The organism is Halobacillus halophilus DSM 2266, assembly GCF_000284515.1.
In the GTDB taxonomy this organism is placed as follows: Bacteria; Bacillota; Bacilli; order Bacillales; family Halobacillaceae; genus Halobacillus; species Halobacillus halophilus.
In genome coordinates this window covers 3,394,572-3,408,298 of record NC_017668.1, presented here as the reverse complement: position 1 = coordinate 3,408,298, position 13,727 = coordinate 3,394,572, and the positions used below count along the sequence as shown (strand labels likewise).

Sequence of the window (13,727 nt, the reverse complement as noted above, 5' to 3'; positions counted from 1 at the left end):
TCCTTTCTCCATAACCGGTCAGGCTTCTGAATTCTTTCCTCGCTTCCGGATGTTGTTGAGTAAGAATAAGAAAGCATTTATTTTCATAACAAAGCTTGAAGCCGCGAAAACGACAGCGCCGACAATCGCCACGATGATGATCTGAACGAGGTTCGGCAGCCCTCCGATCAGCTGCTGAATTCCAATAACCGCTCCGCTCATAATGATCACGGCGAAGGTGATTTTTCCATAGTCAACGGCGAGGTATTTAAAATCAATCCCACCGACCAATCGCACAAAAATGATCAGACAGGCACCGGTATAAAACAGGGCCATTAATGATGCAGCGAGCGGGATGCCTAAATAGCCAAGCCACGAAGCGAACAAAAAGTTGAATAACACGTTAATCAGGATCGATCCGATACTGATGAATAAGATAAGATGACCTTTATTCATCGTGTAGAACCCTTTATTAATTACGTTATTCAAGCTGAAAAAGATGACAGAACCGAAGTACAGGTACGCGACATTCGTCGTGGCCTGCGTCGCCTCATTGTTAAAGGCCCCGCGTTCGTAGAGGAGCTCGATAAGATTCGGCATTAAAAGCATCATCCCAATCACAGAAGGCAGCAGGACGAGATACATCGTGGTGAGCCCTTTTTCGATACCCTTCTTAAACTGAGGCGTATCATCTTTCGTAATGGCTTTTGACAGCATCGGAAAGATAATAGTCGCAATCGTAACTCCGAAAATGGCCTGGGGCATGTGCACGAGATTTTTGGCGTAGTTAATGTACGTAACAGCACCTTCGCCCTGTCCGGAGGCAAAGATCGCTCCGACCATTAAGTTGACTTGGCCGACAGCCACGGTCAGACCGACCGGCAGGAAGATCCAGTAGAACTGCTTCACTTCCGGCCATTCAATTTTCTGCTTTACATCCATAACTTTTCGCGGGACCACAAGGAAAAGCTTAAAGATAAGCGACAGAATCGTTCCGGCCAGATAACCAAGCGCAAGAGAGTAGGCTCCGATCTGGTTAGCAAATAAGAAGGCCGCCAGGATGGAGCTCAGAATAACGATGATCTGGGAGACGATCGATAAAGAAAACTTGTTTTCCGCATCAAAAAAGGCTTCCAATACCGCGTTCATTCCGACAAAGGCTATACAGGAGAAGAAGATAATCGTTACCCACGTGGCAATTTGCGTTGCCTCGGGGCTGAATTCCGGATAGAGAAGCGGAATCAGGAACGGAGCGATGGCCATGCCGATAATGGATAGAATGAATGCGAGCACAAGCGTTCCTTTAAAAACTTGTCCTAAGTATGTTTTGCCGCGATTTTTCTCAAGTGACTGAATATAAGTGGGGACAAGGGCATTTTTCATGCCGTTTGTCATAAATAAAATCAGCATATTCGGGATAATGAATGCGGCGAGATACGCATCGGCCACATAGCTGTCCCCGAAGTAATAAGCGATAACCATATCCCGGATGAGTCCGGACACTTTGAGGAGCAGGGTAGCTCCGATGAAGAGTATACTTGCCAGTCCTAGTTTTGATTTCAATTGATATACCTCTTTCGACTAGACTTTGAATCTACGATGTTCGACGATTTCAACTATAAATCATATCTTTTTATTTTACCATAACTCTTTCGCATTCTTCCTAGGCGGGTCACAGAGACAGAAACCCGCTATTCTATGTTTTAGTCAGGTTACGCTTACTAGTTTATTCTTAAGAATCTTCCACAATAGGGCCGGATAGCTGAAGACTCAGTTTCGAGGTATTTTATGAGAGGAAAGCTCCTGCGGGGGATGATTCGCTTTCCGCGGGCATGTGTTGAGCCTCCTCGAGCTAACGCTCTCCGGGGTCTCACCGATCATGTTTATCCCGCAGGAGTCTTCACCATCCCCCTCCGGACCTTGCCAAATCAGAAGATCGAAACTACTTCAAACATCACCTGCGTGATGATGAATTTGAGTAATTAGACCAGGTGGTTTTCTACCTACTTCCAGGATTTAATGACCCGCAATCGCCTATCATAAAAGCATTTAATTCAGATTAAGCAGGAGAATCTTTCTCTTCTAGAAGGGTCCGTTCGCAACATTATAGTTGGGTTGGTGGGGAAATGATGAGACTCCCGCGGGAGAAGGAGCGAGGCGAGACCCCACAGGGAGTGAAACGACCGAGGAGGCTCCTGGTAAAAGGAGGATCGACTAAAGTCGCCACGTCCTGTGGCAACGTCGATCGACCCAACGTCGTGTAGGGCCACAGAAAAGCGAATTATTTCCCAACCAACCCTCATCCCCATTTTAGTAACGGGCCAAACTATCTCGAAACTGAGTCTTCCTGTATCGGGAGCTTATCTGTAAGATCAACACGTAATTTTAAAAGAGTTTAGGATTTAAAAACCGGACATCCATGGCTTAGTAAAGCAGGTGGATGTCCGGCGTGGATAGAGCTATTTGGATGAGGAGGCGAGTTGTTTCGCTTCCCGGTGATCGTTTTGCATTTTTAACATATTAATGATGAGAAGCGACATAGCCACAGCAAGATAAATGCTGACAGCGGGAGCATAGAGCACATGACCGGCGATAAAGGCGATGCCGGTACCAAAGCCGATTGATAAAAGAATCAGCAGATTCTCCGGATGGAGCAGTCGACCTGGAACCTGGAACAGCAGCTTAACAAACAGACCGATAATAAATAAGAACGGCAGAAGGATTAAAGTAAAGCCTAAGATTCCGTAAGAAAAGAATAGATCAAAGAAATCCATCTCGATTAATTTCCTGTCCTCCATGTCTGTATAGTTTCCGGCATACCCCATACCAAATGTTTTCTGAACGATGTCCGCGTTCGTATAATCTTGATAGAGTTCGGCGAAATACAGATTACGGGCACTTAAAAGGATTACTAGAATCGGAGAATCCATCAGCTTTGCCTGCTCTTCTTCCTGTTTAGCTTGATCGCTATCTGAAGAGCCTTCACTTTCTTTATCTCCCGGATCCTGATCCCCGGTATCCGATGGTTTATCCTTTTCCTCTTGTTCCGCTGTTTTTTCCTCAATGGCCCCGATATCCCCAGCTACGTTAGAGAATGCAGGAGAAAACGGGGATACAGCCGCAAACAGAAGCAGGAAACAGAAAGAAAGCACGAGGCGCAGCGTGAGCAAGGATCCTTTTTGTTTCTTTTTCCATTGAATGAGCCAATAAATAAGGTAGCTGAAGAACACAATCACCGCTGCCATCAGTACAGCAAAATAAGGAACCTTGGTTCCAATCAGAATTGATACGATGGCCAGTAATACGACGGGTATAAAAAGGTAAGAATTCTTCAAGCTTTCAATTTTATACAAAGCATAAAGGTAAACAAGAGGGAAACTGATCGATACGATGGATCCCAGTTCATTTCCCGCAAAGAACCACCCTTTATAGCCAAACTTATTCCACTCGTAGGTTTCCGTTGAAGTGCCTGTTAAGATCGCTACTAGCAAGGAAATGGAAACGATCAGCATGGCCGCTGAAATCGCTTGGAGAATTCTAAGGCGAACGGTGGAAACCTTCTCAATAGTGGTGAACAACAGCAAATAAGAGCCAAGCATAATTGAGAAATAAGCGGTCTTAGCTACGAATTGCAGTTCTGTAAATGGATCAAAAATAGGTTTGGCGAAGTAATTGTACACAAGTCCAAATCCAAAAGCAGCGGCGAGGGCAGCTAAATAAAGAATAATCGGTTTCTTATAACGGCTCGAATTGCCGAACAAAATAAACCATAAGGAAAGGGCCATGAACAGCACACGCACAACAATGCCGATGGTTAAACTGGAGTCCGTCCAGCGAATGGATAAGAACGTAAGGATGTCTAATACAGGTTGAAAAATAATGAATAAAAGTAATAATTTCGTGTAAAAATCTTTATGTAAAATTTTAGGCAATAGTGAACACCTCAATGTTTGGAATATTCTATGATATGACATATTGAAGTATAAACCATTACTATTCGACTGTCTATGTGTGATCAGGGATGTTTACAAGATTGATAAGAATGTAATAGAAGTTGAATGTAAAGGTCGCAAAGCCGTATAATAAATTTATGTGAAGACATGATCATAATAGCTTACCAAGCAGAAATAAGGTACAATAAGAAGTTGAGAAACTGGCTTTTTATCTAACGCTTGCAGCAGGATCTATCATGTTTAAAATTGCCCTGCTAAGGAAAAGCATTCCCCGAACGTCATAAACGGAAGATTGCAACCGAACTATGTAGAGTGTGCCCGCTTGCGGGGATTTTTCATGACGATCCAATCGGCATACATAATTTAATATAGCAGGCAGTCTGAATTTTAAATCAACCTTATTTTTTAAAAGGAATAAATAGATAAATGGAAAAAACACCCCATAATATCGCCCGCATAGAAGTCGATATTAATAGGAATGGTTCAGATAGAGAAAGGGAGTATGGTTATGAAGAAGTCACTCTGTGTCGTCGGGCTTGGTTATATCGGCCTGCCTACATCCGTTATGTTTGCGATTAACGGTCACCAGGTTCATGGTGTTGATGTAAATAGGAAAGCTGTAGAGATGGTAAATGCTAAACAGCTTCATATAGAAGAAAATGGTCTTCAGGAGCGTCTGGAAGAAGCGGTAGACAGCGGAAAATTCACGGCCTCTCTCGAACCAACGGAAGCGGATGTATTCGTCATCGCGGTTCCTTCTCCTATTCGGGAGGACAAAACAGCGAATCTTGATTACGTGAAAAAAGCAACTGAGTCGATTGTGCCGTTTGTAAAGGAAGGGAATCTTGTCATTTTAGAATCAACGGTTCCGCCAAGAACGGTAGAAGACGTTATGCTTCCAGTATTGGAAGAAACGGGACTTACGATAGGAGAAGAGTTATTCGTCTCCCATTCACCTGAGCGTGTGATCCCAGGTAAAGTATTTCAGGAGCTGGTGGATAATGACCGCATTGTCGGAGGGATCAATGAGAAGTCTTCCGAGATGACCAGGGACTTGTACCTGTCCTTTGTAAAAGGAAATATCCATTTAACCGATGCTACAACAGCGGAAATGGCCAAAGTAATTGAAAATACGTACCGTGATGTGAACATCGCTTTTGCGAATGAGCTGGCGTTAATCAGTGATCAAATCGGCGTGAATTCGTGGGAAGCCATTAAGCTGGCCAATTATCACCCGCGTGTAAATATTCATACACCTGGACCAGGCGTCGGTGGACACTGTATCGCCGTGGATCCATGGTTCCTGGCCGAAATCCAGCCGGATCTTTCGAAGATCATACAGCTGTCCCGTAATACGAATGATCATATGCCGGTGTACACGGCAGGAGAGGTCGAATCGTTCCTGAAAGAACAGCACATCCAGGATCCAAAAGTGGCCCTGTTTGGTCTTTCTTTCAAAGCGAATATCGATGACCAGCGTGAAAGCCCGTCCTTGAAAGTAATTCTGGAACTTGTAGAGAGAGGCATCAGCTTCTCCTCCTACGATCCGCATATTAAAGAAAATGTCGCTTCCAACCAGACTCAGAGCATGGATGAAGCTCTAGAGGGAGCCGATATTGTCGTAATTCTCACAGATCACGATGAGTTTAAACAGCTTGACCCTGCACACATACAAGGTAAAATGAGAAGTAGACTTGTATTTGATACGAAAAATGCACTATCGTTAGACGAATGGAAAGACGCAGGATTTCTCACAAAACGACTGGGAGATTCAAAAAACGGATAGGGGTCCAGGTGAAATCATGAAGGAACAGTTCTTAGGAGTCGACGTAAGCAGTTATTCTTACGAGGAACTCAAGCAAAACACCATAGCGGATATTGAACAGAGAAGGCAGTCCTTTATTGTAGCCATTAACCCGGAGAAGATTCTACAGGCTCAAAAGGATCCCAATTTAAAGAACTTATTAAATAAGGCTACGTACCAGATTCCTGATGGGGTTGGGGTTCTGCTCGCTTCAAAGATCAACCGGGGGGATATCTCAAGCCGCGTGACCGGCATTGATATGCTTCTTGCCTTGTGCGAGCAGGCATCGACCCATGATAAATCGGTGTTCCTTTATGGAGCGAAACCAGGTGTAGCTGAAAAAGCGAAGGACGGTCTTTTGAAAAAGTACCCTAACCTTAAAGTGGCGGGCGTTCTCGATGGTTACGAGAAGGATCAGGAGCATGTGATCCAGACGATTAACGAGGCGAAACCGGATGTTCTTTTTGTAGCGTTAGGAAGTCCGAAGCAGGAATATTGGATTGTGGATCACATGAAGGACCTGGATGTACGGATATTCCAGGGAGTCGGTGGTTCGTTTGACGTTATTTCCGGCCGGGTGAAGCGTGCGCCAAGGTTCTTCCAGAAGTTCGGTATTGAATGGCTGTACCGTTTAATTACAGAACCCTGGAGGCTCAAGCGTCAGATTAAACTGCCGACGTTCCTCTATAAGGTCTGGAAAGAGCGGAAATAAAAGTATAAGCTTACTTTAAAGTGCTGGATCATTAAACGATCCAGCACTTTTTTTAGTTTTAGACTTAAGTTCTTACAGAAAAACTCCCGATACTTGAAGACTCAGTTTCAAGATAACTTGGGTCCGTCGCCCAAAAAGAAGAAGGGCGGCTACGGAAACAACTCGTCTTGTTCCATCACCCAGACACTCGAGACATAAGCCGCTCATCAACGGATTGAAAAACCACAATCCTTTTGATGGTCGGCTTATGCTGGTCGTGTCTTTCGGGGTGATTCCACATTTGAACACTTTCCTACGGGGGAACGGTGAGCTTCCTCGCTCGTTTCACTCCCTGTGGGATCTCACCTAGTCCCTTCTCCCATGGGAGTCTCATCATTTCCCCACCACCCCAACTATAATGTTGCGAACGGACCCTTCCAGAAGAGAATGGTGCTCCTCTGTAATCTGTAGGGAATGTTATCATGACGGGCTGTGTGGGTCGTTATATCCTAACTACATGGTCTAATACTTCATTATGCAGGTGATGGTTGAAGTGGCTTCGAGCTTCTGATTTGGCCAGGTCCGGAGGGGGATGATGAAGACTCCTGCGGGATAAACATGATCGGTGAGACCCCGGAAGTCGAAGACTGAGGAGGCTCAGCACATGCCCGCGGAAAGCGAATCATCCCCCGCAGGACCTTTCTTGTCATAAAAGTATCTCGAAGCTGAGTCTTCCACAATCCGGCCCGATTGTTTAATAACTCTCTATGAGAATCAACTACATCCTTTAACTAAGCTATAATAAAAAAACCGGGAACTTCTGCGCATCAGAAGATCCCGGCTTTTAAATGTGGTCTAATTAGGAGCGTTTATGACTTGAGTGAGAAGAGTGGTGTCTCTCGGAAGTTCTCGTGCGTTTTTCAGGCTCATGAGTTCTGACATTGGAAAAAGGATCATCCGGGTTTCCGTGGCTCTTGGTGGAAGCCGAATGGTCCTCATGGCTGTTAACTTCCTTCTTGCGTTCATGGCCAGGATCTTCCTTATTTGTACGAGTGCTTTTATTTCTATGATTGTCTGTAGAATCATGGTTAGAGTCATGATCGTGGTTATGGGCTTCTGTATTCGTATGAGCCTTATGATTTCGATCATGGGCTGAAGAGTCACGGTGAGTTTCATGATCATGATAAGCTTCAGGATACATAGATTTATTCTCTGTTTTATTTGTAATAAATGCGCGGTAAACTTTGTCCTGAAGTTTTTCAGTGGCTTCCACAATGACAATGACTTTTCCTTCTTTCAGATGACTCTCATACATCCGGGCATCATTCTCGGACATTCCGGCACCTACAAGCGCACCGACAATTCCTCCGCCACCAGCGCCTACTCCTGCGCCAGTAAGGGCAGCAGCGATTGGGCCTGCCGCGGCAATTTGTCCAAGTCCAGGAATCGCAAGCAGACCCAGTCCTGTAATTAAACCGCCAATTCCACCGAGCACGCCGCCGGATAAGGCACCTAAACCTGCTCCTTTTCCGGAGTTTTTGCCTCGTCCGCCTTTGTTGGAGCTGACAGATGTATCCATCTCATCTTCCAACACGGCCACTTTACTTTTATCTTTTGCAAAAACAGATATGTCATTGGATCCATAACCGTGATGTTGAAGATCCATAATGGCTTGTTCGGCATTTCCTACTTTACTAAATACGCCGCCTATAATTTTCTTATCCATAAATTGTTCCTCCTTTGTATCTTCCAATAATATTCCATACCCTAAAAGTAGAGCAGTAAGCTTTTTAAAAAGTAAAATAAGCCGTTAGTAGGAAAGGCAGCCGAACCTTTACTGGCGCAGCCGAGTTCTGAATAAATCTGCTTTTCCTGCCTCACTTTCGATGTTTCCTGCAGTGAAAGGGCAGAATATCATTTTTCCGAACAAAAGCAGCGGCTCAGTTTATACAGAAGCGTGAACCTATTTGAAAAAACCTTGAATATTTGATGATCCTGCCAATTTGTAAATCAAAAGAATTAGTGTGAATTTCTTATTTTTTGAAACATTTAGGAGGAATGATCGTCTGATGTATGAGAGAATCTTAAAAGAGCAAGGAGGTGCCCCATGAAAATACGACTAGGTTTCTTAGCATTGATGATCCTACTAGGCGCTGCCTCGATTGGAAAAGCGATCTATGACACCAATGTATTTAAAGTTAATCACGTAAATTTTGAAAGCAGCGAGCTTCCCGCGGGCGAGGAGCTTGAAATATTACAAATTACCGACTTACATAATAAGGTTTTCGGAGCCGAAAATGAAAAACTGGTTCGTACAGCTGAAGAATTGAACCCTGATCTAATCGTCATTACCGGAGATTTGGTCGACCATAGTACCGAGCAGTTACAACATGTTTTTAACCTGGCAGAAAAATTGAAAGCCATCCAGGAAGACGTCTATTATGTATCGGGCAATCATGAATGGGAAAATGAGCGGACAGAAGAATTGTTCCAGGGGCTTCGGGAAAGAAACGTTACGATGCTGGACAATACCCATGTTACCCTCCAGCGGGAGAAGACGACGATCAATATAGCCGGGGTTGCAGACAGTTCCACAGATCATGAAAATATGGAACAAGCATTTGAAGGGATCGACAACAGTGCTTATACGATTCTTCTATCTCATTCTCCAAACGTTGTTACGAAGTACGACGACATTCCGGCCGACTTGATTTTGAGCGGCCATACGCACGGCGGGCAGGTTCGATTCCCATTCATTGGAGCGGTAGTGGCCCCAGATCAGGGCTTATTTCCGGATCTAACGAAAGGAGTCTATCAAGTAGATTCCGGTTCAACGTTATATATTGATAGCGGGCTGGGAACGAGTATCGCTCCTGTACGGTTCTGGAATCAGAGCCAGATGAGCCTGCTTACAATTTCCGGTTCTAATGAAGCAAATTAACCACAAACGTCATTCCAATTTGGAATGACGTTGATAGATTCAGATGGCGTTTATGGTTTATTCAAATCTTCACGCCTAACGGTTGACCAAAAATACCTTGTATGGGTATATTGGAAAAGACAGATTGTCTAAAAATCGTGAAGATCCGCTGGATGTGAAGTTATACTAAACCTGTGAAAGGATGAATGATCATGCAAACTACCATTAAAGTCGAAGGTATGACGTGTGAACATTGTGAAAAAGCCGTTACCGGCGCTTTGAAGGAATTAGATGGTGTTGAAGAAGTTCAAGTTGACCTGGCTACGGGAAATGTCGAGGTTTCGACGAGTAAAGAAGTGAGTAGAGAAGCGATGGCCGATACGATTGAAGACCAGGGTTATGACGTTGTTTCATAAGAAGGAGGAAAAGTCTGAAGATGAAAGATCTTTAGGCTTTTTTCATGAGAGACCATCCTCCTCGTTTCATTTCATGCTTTCTAACCATTTATCGATACCTTTTTGCTAGAGTAAAGAAGACTTTTTAAGGAGTGTCATACATGAAGATAAAAATAGGGATGATTATGTTTATATCTATGCTTATCCTCGCCGCGTGCAGCAGTGATTCTAATCAGAATGAAACGTCAGAAGAAAGTTCAGAGCAAAAGGAATCCGTTGAAAAGAGTACGGCTTCCTTTGATGGAAGTCTCGAGCACGTCCATGGGATCGGCTATATGGATGCGGATACCCTCGCGTACGCCGCTCATTCTGGAATCAAGTTACATAAGGGGGGGGAGTGGCTCGAATCCATTCATCACAAAAATGATTACATGGGTTTTAATGTAGTCGACAATGGGTTTTATACCTCAGGTCACCCGGGAGAAGGAAGTGATCTTCCGAATCCAATTGGTCTTCAGAAAGGTAAAGTGATGGAAGAAGACTTATCTGCCCTTGGATTTGAGGGAGAAAGTGATTTCCATGCGATGGGAGTAGGAGCCAGAAATCACGCCGTTTATGTATTGAATGAACATGCGAACTCAGAAATGGAGCAGGGGCTGTATAGAAGCCTTGATGACGGAGAGAGTTGGGAGAAGCTAGCCGCTGAAAATTCCGGCGAGAAAATTTTTCAAATTGCCGTTCATCCTGATGATGAAAATAGGGTGGCGCTGGCTACCGCTTCAGGAATTTATGTAAGTGAAGATGGAGGCGAAACCTTCAGCAGAATTTCAGAGGAAGGACAGGGCAGCGGTCTGCATTTTTCAGAAGATCGCCTATATTATGGTCTTTATACCGGCACACCTTCCTTGTCCGTCTATCAATGGGAAGATCAATCCAAAGAGGAGATCGAACTCCCTGAAATGAATGAGGATGCGGTCATGTATCTCGCTAAAAACCCTGAAAAGAAAGACACATTTGCTATTTTTACGATTAAAGGAAACAGTTATACGACTTCTAATAACGGGGAATCCTGGGAGAATATTATAGATCAGGGACAAACAAAATAATGACTGTAGTTTTCCGGTGAGGAAAGTAAACGGAAAGGGAAACCCATGCACAAAATTAGATGTGCATGGGTTTTTTAGTGAGTTTGATGAGTGGGAGGCTCACTTGCAGGAGCTGAATCTAATAAGCTTCCTCCAAGTAGAATAAACAGGGCCGCTAAGAAAACAAGGAAAGGCTTGATCAGCCACCTTTTTGTTGGAATCGAATTTTCCCGAAAAGATGCATGAAAGAATACCGGGTATAACAGCAGGGAGCTGATGGAAAGGGTGATCAAAAGCTGAAGAAAAATAACTGCTTCCGTATAGGAAACCATTTCTCCTAACATAGCGCCCATCATTCCTCCCATCATTCCAGCGGTGAGACCTTCCATCATGGAGACGGTCCCTAATTTCCCCGTACTTAACGCTGCCAAAGTAGCACCGCCAAAAAATCCTATGAGATTTGAGGAATAGAAACTGCCTGGAAAAATAGAGCTTGCCATTAACCCAACTGTGAGACCAATTGTGGTTCCTGAAAACATGGACATGACCATGCGCTGGCTGTGAGATAGAAAGTCGCACCATTTTCTCGTTAATAGGAATGAACTGATAACGGTTAATAGCAATGCGACTAGAACAAACAGGTGAAAGTCACTCATTTATATTCTCCTCTTCCATATGTCTTGTCCCTATCTAATGTATGAATGAATAGACATAATTATTTAGTTCCAGTGCGTTCATGGTGTAAGGAGTTGTGATCAAGAAGCGGGGATTGCTTTCATCCTAAATGTTCTCAAGCTTTGGATGTTTTATTTACATAAGGTTCCCGTTTATTGAAACCTGGAGACGTATCTGATCGTATAGTTTAGCAATTGTATATCTATATTTGGGCATACAATGGAACGAGGAGGGATCAAGTTGAAAAAGGTGTATGGATATTTTTTCATTGTGGTTATGTTGTTTCTGAGCGGGTGTTCGTTCCTTGAAGGGGTGAACAACTCCTTGAATTATGTGAATGAAGCTACTGAGTACGCGAATGAAGTCAGCACGTTTACCAGCGAAGTTCCTGGGCTTGCGGAGCAAGCGGTGACCGATCAGCAGGCGGCAGATGAATTGGAAACGCGTATGGAAGAGATGAAAGCAAATATTGAAGAATTTAATGAGCTTGATGCCCCGCAGGCAGGAGCGGATTTGCACCAGCAAGTGGTGGAACGAAACAATCAGGCGCTCGAGGGCATTCAGATGTATTTAGACAATATAGAGAATGGTAAGCTGGACGCCTCGGTAATTGAGAATACGGAAGTTTTCCAGTCATTGAGAGAAATTACAGAAGTTATCGATCAGATTAAGCAATTGGGAGAATGACCAGGCAGGAAACCCGTCTTCTTTTGTTGAATAGTGGGGGAGAGGGGGACACTCTGGATGAAAAATGTGATAGTAAAAAAGGTATTCTATAATGAAGATCACAATGAAGTGGCGTTTTCTAAAGGTTTATTACTGATTGATGATGTTGGACCACTTATGAACTGGACCGTCAGTTTAAACAAAGTACAGGATGTCAGTTTTTTTGCGGATCTCCAAAAAGAAGGTAAGCATCTTCATCTGAGCATTGTCGGACCAGAGGGAAAGACGTATAGAGGGACGGCAGCGGTTGATTTGATTCCAGATCAACGCACGGTGCTCATGGTTGCAAGAGGCGAGTTGACGCAAGGGTGATAATCATAACATATCGTGGGAAACGCTGACCTGAGCGTTTCCCTTTTTATTTTTGCTAATAAAAAGGTTCTATTAGAAGTTATTGTTGATTGTTTAACAACTGCTTCTTAAACAATAGGGCAGGTTACTGTAAGACTCAGTTTCGAGATATACTGGGTCCGTTGCCAAAAAAAATGAGAGTTGTTGGGGAAATAACTCGCTTTCCTATGGGGGAACGGTGAGCTTCCTCGCTCGTTTCACTCCCTGCGGGATCTCACCTAGTTCCTTCTCCCATGGGAGTCTCGTCATTTCCCCACCAACTCAGCCGCGGGAGAATAACGGACCCTGCCAGAAGAGAGTATGCTCTCCTTCGTAACTGGTCTTAAATGCTTCTATGGCAGGCTATCTTTACATCTTTATAGCATGAATGCAGGCTCATATTCCCATGCTTTTTTTGGTCATCAAGAAGATATCTTAAGTGGTTTCAATGTTCTCATTCGGCTAGGTCCGGAGGGGGACGATGAAGACCTCCTGCGGGATGAACATGATCGGTAAGATCCCGGAAGGCGAAGCCTGAGGAAGCTTACCACATATAAGAAGTTCGACTAAGATCGCCACGTCCTGTGGCAACGTCGAACGACCCTGCGTCATGCAGGGCCGGAAAGCGAAATCGTCCGCCGGAGGACCTTCCGCTCCTCCAATGTCTCGAAACTGAGTCTTCCAGTATCGGGAGCTTTACTGGAAAATCAACAGGGGGGACAGAGACATTAAAAAAAGAGTCCTCAGACTCTCCTTTTGAATTATTTCCTGTTCGCGTGCACCCTTAGTTCCCAGATAAATAAACTGATACCGGCTAACAAAGCCACGACCCCTCCAATGAGCAGGCCGCTTGGGGTATAGACAAACATATAACGAAGAAATTCTTCTTTCCCCCATGTTTCTGCCCCAATTCCTCCAATCGCTGCACAAATAAAAAGGACCGCAAATAAGAAAGCTGCTAAAAATAGAAACGAAATACCTGTGTAGATTCGATTGATCACGTTCTTTTTCTCCCTTATGTTGAAAAGTATTATTTATTATCATTAAATTCTTCGTCACCCTACTATTTTCCTTTTTTTAGAAAACCATTCATTCAATTACATAAGAGGTATAATCTGCTGATGAATGATAAAAGGTCTAGTCAAAAAAGCCGATATATAGAAAAGAGG

At 44.0% G+C, this 13,727-nt stretch carries 12 protein-coding genes; 7 read left to right on the top strand and 5 right to left on the bottom strand.

Annotation, left to right across the window (positions count from 1 at the left end; all coding sequences use genetic code 11):
• Positions 1-18: 18 nt before the first annotated feature.
• Both murJ and HBHAL_RS16835 read right to left on the bottom strand, forming a co-directional pair.
• Positions 19-1,542, bottom strand: coding sequence for a murein biosynthesis integral membrane protein MurJ (gene murJ / locus HBHAL_RS16840; RefSeq protein WP_014644696.1), 1,524 nt, complete (start codon positions 1,540-1,542; stop codon positions 19-21).
• Between the two features lie 896 nt (positions 1,543-2,438).
• Complete coding sequence (locus HBHAL_RS16835; protein WP_014644695.1) at positions 2,439-3,911, bottom strand: O-antigen ligase family protein; 1,473 nt, start codon at positions 3,909-3,911, stop codon at positions 2,439-2,441.
• A 529-nt stretch (positions 3,912-4,440) separates the two neighbouring features.
• On the opposite strand from HBHAL_RS16835, the gene HBHAL_RS16830 reads away from it, so the two are divergent.
• Positions 4,441-5,718 (top strand): nucleotide sugar dehydrogenase, encoded by a 1,278-nt coding sequence (locus HBHAL_RS16830; RefSeq protein WP_014644694.1) that lies wholly within the window; start codon positions 4,441-4,443, stop codon positions 5,716-5,718.
• A 16-nt stretch (positions 5,719-5,734) separates the two neighbouring features.
• Positions 5,735-6,448 (top strand): WecB/TagA/CpsF family glycosyltransferase, encoded by a 714-nt coding sequence (locus HBHAL_RS16825; RefSeq protein ID WP_014644693.1) that lies wholly within the window; start codon positions 5,735-5,737, stop codon positions 6,446-6,448.
• Positions 6,449-7,286: 838 nt separating this feature from the next.
• Here the strand turns inward: HBHAL_RS16825 and HBHAL_RS21260 are convergent.
• A complete protein-coding gene (locus HBHAL_RS21260; RefSeq protein ID WP_065814016.1) occupies positions 7,287-8,153 on the bottom strand; it encodes a general stress protein in 867 nt (288 codons plus the stop codon).
• 381 nt (positions 8,154-8,534) lie between these two features.
• On the opposite strand from HBHAL_RS21260, the gene HBHAL_RS16815 reads away from it, so the two are divergent.
• The 3 genes from HBHAL_RS16815 (at position 8,535) to HBHAL_RS16805 (ending at position 10,848) form a co-directional block, all read left to right on the top strand.
• The gene (locus HBHAL_RS16815) at positions 8,535-9,368 is read left to right on the top strand and encodes a metallophosphoesterase (protein ID WP_014644690.1); all 834 of its coding nucleotides are present in this window, start codon (positions 8,535-8,537) and stop codon (positions 9,366-9,368) included.
• Positions 9,369-9,559: 191 nt separating this feature from the next.
• Complete coding sequence (gene copZ, locus HBHAL_RS16810) at positions 9,560-9,763, top strand: copper chaperone CopZ (protein WP_014644689.1); 204 nt, start codon at positions 9,560-9,562, stop codon at positions 9,761-9,763.
• Between the two features lie 140 nt (positions 9,764-9,903).
• A complete protein-coding gene (locus tag HBHAL_RS16805) occupies positions 9,904-10,848 on the top strand; it encodes a F510_1955 family glycosylhydrolase (RefSeq protein ID WP_014644688.1) in 945 nt (314 codons plus the stop codon).
• Between the two features lie 74 nt (positions 10,849-10,922).
• Here HBHAL_RS16805 and HBHAL_RS16800 read toward each other — a convergent pair whose 3' ends face one another.
• On the bottom strand, positions 10,923-11,483 hold the full coding sequence (locus tag HBHAL_RS16800) for a hypothetical protein (RefSeq protein ID WP_014644687.1): 561 nt from the start codon (positions 11,481-11,483) through the stop codon (positions 10,923-10,925).
• 268 nt (positions 11,484-11,751) lie between these two features.
• On the opposite strand from HBHAL_RS16800, the gene HBHAL_RS16795 reads away from it, so the two are divergent.
• Together HBHAL_RS16795 and HBHAL_RS16790 are read left to right on the top strand one after the other, a co-directional pair.
• Positions 11,752-12,189: a DUF6376 family protein gene (locus HBHAL_RS16795; RefSeq protein WP_223254298.1), complete on the top strand. Its 438-nt coding sequence runs from the start codon at positions 11,752-11,754 to the stop codon at positions 12,187-12,189.
• A gap of 57 nt (positions 12,190-12,246) precedes the next feature.
• Positions 12,247-12,540, top strand: a complete 294-nt coding sequence (locus HBHAL_RS16790; protein WP_014644684.1) for a hypothetical protein — start codon at positions 12,247-12,249, stop codon at positions 12,538-12,540.
• Positions 12,541-13,319: 779 nt separating this feature from the next.
• On the opposite strand, the gene HBHAL_RS16785 is transcribed toward HBHAL_RS16790, so the two are convergent.
• A complete protein-coding gene (locus tag HBHAL_RS16785) occupies positions 13,320-13,559 on the bottom strand; it encodes a hypothetical protein (protein ID WP_014644683.1) in 240 nt (79 codons plus the stop codon).
• Positions 13,560-13,727 lie beyond the last annotated feature (168 nt).

Coding starts and splice junctions, on each gene's coding strand:
- HBHAL_RS16815 (WP_014644690.1), top strand. CDS start 8,535: ATGAAAATACGACTAGGTTTCTTAGCATTGATGATCCTACTAGGCGCT.
- HBHAL_RS16790 (WP_014644684.1), top strand. CDS start 12,247: ATGAAAAATGTGATAGTAAAAAAGGTATTCTATAATGAAGATCACAAT.
- HBHAL_RS21260 (WP_065814016.1), bottom strand. CDS start 8,153: ATGGATAAGAAAATTATAGGCGGCGTATTTAGTAAAGTAGGAAATGCC.
- copZ (WP_014644689.1), top strand. CDS start 9,560: ATGCAAACTACCATTAAAGTCGAAGGTATGACGTGTGAACATTGTGAA.
- HBHAL_RS16830 (WP_014644694.1), top strand. CDS start 4,441: ATGAAGAAGTCACTCTGTGTCGTCGGGCTTGGTTATATCGGCCTGCCT.
- HBHAL_RS16805 (WP_014644688.1), top strand. CDS start 9,904: ATGAAGATAAAAATAGGGATGATTATGTTTATATCTATGCTTATCCTC.
- HBHAL_RS16825 (WP_014644693.1), top strand. CDS start 5,735: ATGAAGGAACAGTTCTTAGGAGTCGACGTAAGCAGTTATTCTTACGAG.
- HBHAL_RS16800 (WP_014644687.1), bottom strand. CDS start 11,483: ATGAGTGACTTTCACCTGTTTGTTCTAGTCGCATTGCTATTAACCGTT.